The sequence below is a fragment of the Microbacterium sp. UBA3394 genome (assembly GCF_002358725.1).
GTDB lineage: Bacteria > Actinomycetota > Actinomycetes > Actinomycetales > Microbacteriaceae > Microbacterium > Microbacterium luteum.
The window spans coordinates 2,251-6,075 of record NZ_DEPK01000130.1; the positions used below are offsets into that span (position 1 = coordinate 2,251).

A 3,825-nucleotide genomic window follows, 5' to 3' on the forward strand; every position below is an offset into this window, starting at 1 on the left:
GAGGTGTGGGGTCTGGAATCGATCGGCGGCGATGCCATCGTCGTGCGCGTGGTCATCAAGACGCGTGCCGGCGCACGGGATGATGTCGGACAGGAGCTGCGCACACGCGTGCGGCGCGCACTCGACGCCGACGGCATCGACGTTCCGCACCTGAGCACGGTCACCCTGACCGGCCCGGACGCGGCACAGCGCGTGCGCGGCGCGAACCCGCCCAAGACGAAGCCGAACCCGCTCGCCCCCGCCACCGACGAGCTCCCCGCATCTCCGCGGTGGCGTTTCAAGCGTGGCGCCGACGCGCCTCCGACCCAGACGGCGGCGGACGAGGAGGAGGAGGAGGAGGACTGATGACCGACCCCGCACCCGCCAGCTTCTACGACGAGATCGGCGGCCACGAGACCTTCGTGAAGCTGGTCGATGTCTTCTACAACGGTGTCGCGGGCGACGACGTGCTGCAGCCCATGTACCCCGAGGAGGATCTCGGTCCGGCGAAGGAGCGCCTCCTGATGTTCCTGGAGCAGTACTGGGGCGGCCCGACCACCTACGGGCAACGGCGCGGACATCCGCGCCTGCGGATGCGGCATCGGCCGTTCCACGTCAATCCCGACGCGCGGGATCGGTGGCTGGCGCACATGCGCACCGCAGTGGATTCCCTGCATCTCGCGCCGCTGCACGAGGCCACACTGTGGGACTACCTGGAGCGGGCGGCGCACGCGATGGTCAACACGTTAGAGCCGACCGGCATCGGCGCCGCCGCTGACGGTCGCGATCATGGCAACCTGTCGGTGACCGCCCAGGAGGACGCACCCTCCTGACGCGGGTCGAGACGAAGGAGTCCCGATGACCGGCAACATGCAGCGCACCGACGTCCTGGTGATCGGATGGGGCCTTGCCGGCCTCGTCGCAGCCTCCGAGGCTCTCGCCGCCGGACGACATGTCACACTGATCGACCAGGAGCCCCGCTCCAATCTCGGCGGACAGGCGTGGTGGTCGTTCGGTGGGCTCTTCTTCGTGGACTCGCCGGAGCAGCGACGCATGGGAATCCGCGATTCCCCGGATCTGGCCCGACAGGACTGGTTCGGAACGGCGGGCTTCGACCGCGCCGAGGACGCGTGGCCGAGACGATGGGCGGAGGCGTATCTGGAATTCGCCCACCGTGAGAAGCGCTCGTGGCTCCGGTCCAAGGGAGTGCGGTTCTTCCCCGTCGTCGGCTGGGCCGAGCGGGGCGGCTACGGAGCGACCGGCCCCGGCAACTCCGTCCCGCGCTTCCACATCGTCTGGGGAACAGGACCGGCTCTCGTCGCAGCCTTCCAGGCCGAGCTCGAGCAGGCAGAGGACGAGGGCCGTGCCGTCATCCTCCCCCGCAGGCGAGTGCGCGAGCTCACCGCGGTCGACGGCTCTGTCACGGGTGCCGCGGGCGACGTGCTGGCGCCCTCCGGCGCGGTGCGGGGCACCGCGTCGTCCCGCGAGATCGTGGGAGAGTTCCGGATCGACGCGGCGGCGACCATCGTGGCATCCGGGGGTATCGGCGGAAACCACGACCTGGTGCGCCGCCGGTGGCCGGAGCGTCTCGGTCCCCCGCCGGCGACGATGGTGACGGGTGTCCCGGCCTACGTCGACGGAGCCATGCTCGGCATCTCCGAGGCCGCCGGCGCACGCCTCATCAACGGCGACCGCATGTGGCACTACGTCGAGGGGGTGCAGAACTGGTCGCCGATCTGGCCGGGACACGGCATCCGCATCCTGCCCGGGCCCTCTTCGCTCTGGCTCGACGCGACGGGCCGCCGTCTGCCGGTGCCGCTCTACCCCGGCTTCGACACCCTCGGCACCCTTGCCCACCTGCGATCGACCGGTCACGACCACTCCTGGTTCGTGCTGTCGCAGAAGATCATCGAGAAGGAGTTCACCCTCTCCGGCAGTGAACAGAATCCCGACCTCACCGGAAAGGACATCAGCCTGCTGCTGCGCTCGCGCCTGGGCAAGGGCGCGAGCGGGCCCGTGCAGGCTTTCCTCGACCGTGGCGACGATTTCGTGGTCAGCCCCGACCTCGACGGCCTGATCGTGAGGATGCGTGAGCTCCCCGGCGGAGACGCGCTGGATTCCGCGCTCGTTCGCGCCGAGGTCGAGGGTCGTGATCGCGAGGTCGGAAACACCTTCACGAAGGATGCCCAGATCGCGATGCTGCGCTCCGCGCGCGCCTACCGCGGCGACCGGCTCGTGCGCACCGCATCACCGCATCGACTGCTGGACCCCGCAGCCGGTCCGCTCATCGCGGTTAAGCTGCACATTCTCACGCGCAAGTCCCTCGGTGGCATCGAGACCGACCTGTCCTCGCGCGCGCTCGGTGCCACCGGGGATCCCATTCCCGGCCTCTACGCGGCCGGCGAGGCGAGCGGATTCGGCGGGGGCGGCGTTCACGGCTATCGCGCGCTGGAGGGGACGTTCCTCGGCGGCTGCCTCTTCTCCGGTCGCTCCGCAGGACGCGCGGCGGCCGCCGCGGTCTGAGGCGATCAGCGCGATCCGGTGGACCGAACGTCGGTCATGCCCACGCGGGCCGGCCCCCGCACCACCACGTGGCCGCGATCGAGGGTGATACGCGTCCAGGGTCCGTTGATCAGCACGCGACCCGCTTCTTCGCCACCGATGAACCCGAGGGCGAACGCGGCGAAAGCCGCACCGAGCGGAAGGCCGCCGAGCGCGTCGTCCGGCTCGCCCCAGATCGCCGCCCGGACCTCGCGCACGATGTCCTCGCCCGGATCGACCGGCATCGCGTCCGCCACCGCGGCGATGCCGTACTGGGCGCGGGAGGCCAGCACCGAGGCCGCCAACCCACCGCGGGCCTCCCACGATCCGCGCGGCGGTGAGACCCCGGCCCACGGCGCTGAAACCGCAGATTCGGGCAGGATCAGCGCCGAGGAGGAGGCGTCTTCGCGATCGAGGGCGGACGCGTCCACCACGAGGTCGCACTCGAGTTCGGGATCGGCCTGAAGCATACGCATCGCCAGGACCGTCGGGGTGCGATCGAACAGTCCGCGCGGTGCGAGCGGGGCGGAGGTCATCACGAGCACGCCCGCCGCCGCACGAAGCCTCACCGCGCCATCGCCGAGGGCACGGGTGCGGCCGGCGAAGGTGAGGGCATCCGATGCGGCGTGCGGATCGGCCAGAAGGAGGCGCGGGGACATCCGACCTAGACTATCGACCAGCCGTGCTCCGACGGCGTGAACGGCATCCGGAGGCCCCATGACCGACGTCGCCCCGACCTCGCCCACCGCCGACCATGACCCGGTCGCGGCCATGCTGCACGTGCTGGACCTCTCGACGACGACGGCTCGGACGACCGAGGACATCTTCACCGGCTCCTCCCTCGCGATGCCGTTGGGACGCGTGTTCGGCGGTCAGGTGCTGGCGCAGTCGATCGTCGCCGCGGAGCGAACCATCCCCGACGATCGCGCGGTGCACTCGATGCACGGGTACTTTCTGCGGCCCGGCGACTCCGCCCAGGGCATCACGTTCTCCGTCGATCGCATCCACGACGGGCGCTCCTTCTCCACGCGACGCACGCAGGCCTTCCAGGACGGTGTGCCCATCTTCTCGATGATCGCGTCGTTCCAGGTCGACGACCCGGGCTTCGAGCATCACGCGCCGATGCCGGAGGGTCTGCCCGGTCCGGAGGATCTGCCCCGCATCGAGGATCACCTTCCCGACGTCCACCCCATGTCCAGGAGCCTGTTCATCGATCGACCGGTCGACCTGCGGCACATCCCGTCGCCACTGTATCTGAGGGTCGAGGGCGAGCACAGCCCGAGCCAGGCGGTGTGGCTGCGGCTG

4 protein-coding genes and 1 pseudogene are annotated in these 3,825 nt (G+C 70.4%); 4 read left to right on the top strand and 1 reads right to left on the bottom strand.

The window, feature by feature from the left end; translation table 11 throughout:
• The 3 genes and pseudogenes from B4E30_RS07870 to B4E30_RS07880 form a co-directional block, all read left to right on the top strand.
• Positions 1-345: pseudogene (locus B4E30_RS07870) on the top strand (mechanosensitive ion channel family protein); the annotation flags it as partial.
• Positions 345-812: a globin gene (locus B4E30_RS07875; protein ID WP_286794534.1), complete on the top strand. Its 468-nt coding sequence runs from the start codon at positions 345-347 to the stop codon at positions 810-812. The pseudogene B4E30_RS07870 and the gene B4E30_RS07875, both read left to right, overlap by 1 nt.
• Positions 813-837: 25 nt before the next feature.
• Complete coding sequence (locus B4E30_RS07880) at positions 838-2,502, top strand: FAD-binding dehydrogenase (RefSeq protein ID WP_286794536.1); 1,665 nt, start codon at positions 838-840, stop codon at positions 2,500-2,502.
• A 5-nt stretch (positions 2,503-2,507) separates the two neighbouring features.
• On the opposite strand, the gene B4E30_RS07885 is transcribed toward B4E30_RS07880, so the two are convergent.
• Complete coding sequence (locus B4E30_RS07885; protein WP_286794538.1) at positions 2,508-3,179, bottom strand: hypothetical protein; 672 nt, start codon at positions 3,177-3,179, stop codon at positions 2,508-2,510.
• Positions 3,180-3,237: 58 nt separating this feature from the next.
• Between B4E30_RS07885 and B4E30_RS07890 the strand changes: the two genes are divergently transcribed.
• The coding region (locus B4E30_RS07890; RefSeq protein ID WP_286794540.1) for an acyl-CoA thioesterase at positions 3,238-3,825 on the top strand (588 nt) is incomplete at its 3' end.

What these genes read in the sequence shown, in the direction of transcription:
- B4E30_RS07875 (WP_286794534.1), top strand. Translation starts at nt 345, where the DNA reads ATGACCGACCCCGCACCCGCCAGCTTCTACGACGAGATCGGCGGCCAC.
- B4E30_RS07880 (WP_286794536.1), top strand. Translation starts at nt 838, where the DNA reads ATGACCGGCAACATGCAGCGCACCGACGTCCTGGTGATCGGATGGGGC.
- B4E30_RS07885 (WP_286794538.1), bottom strand. Translation starts at nt 3,179, where the DNA reads ATGTCCCCGCGCCTCCTTCTGGCCGATCCGCACGCCGCATCGGATGCC.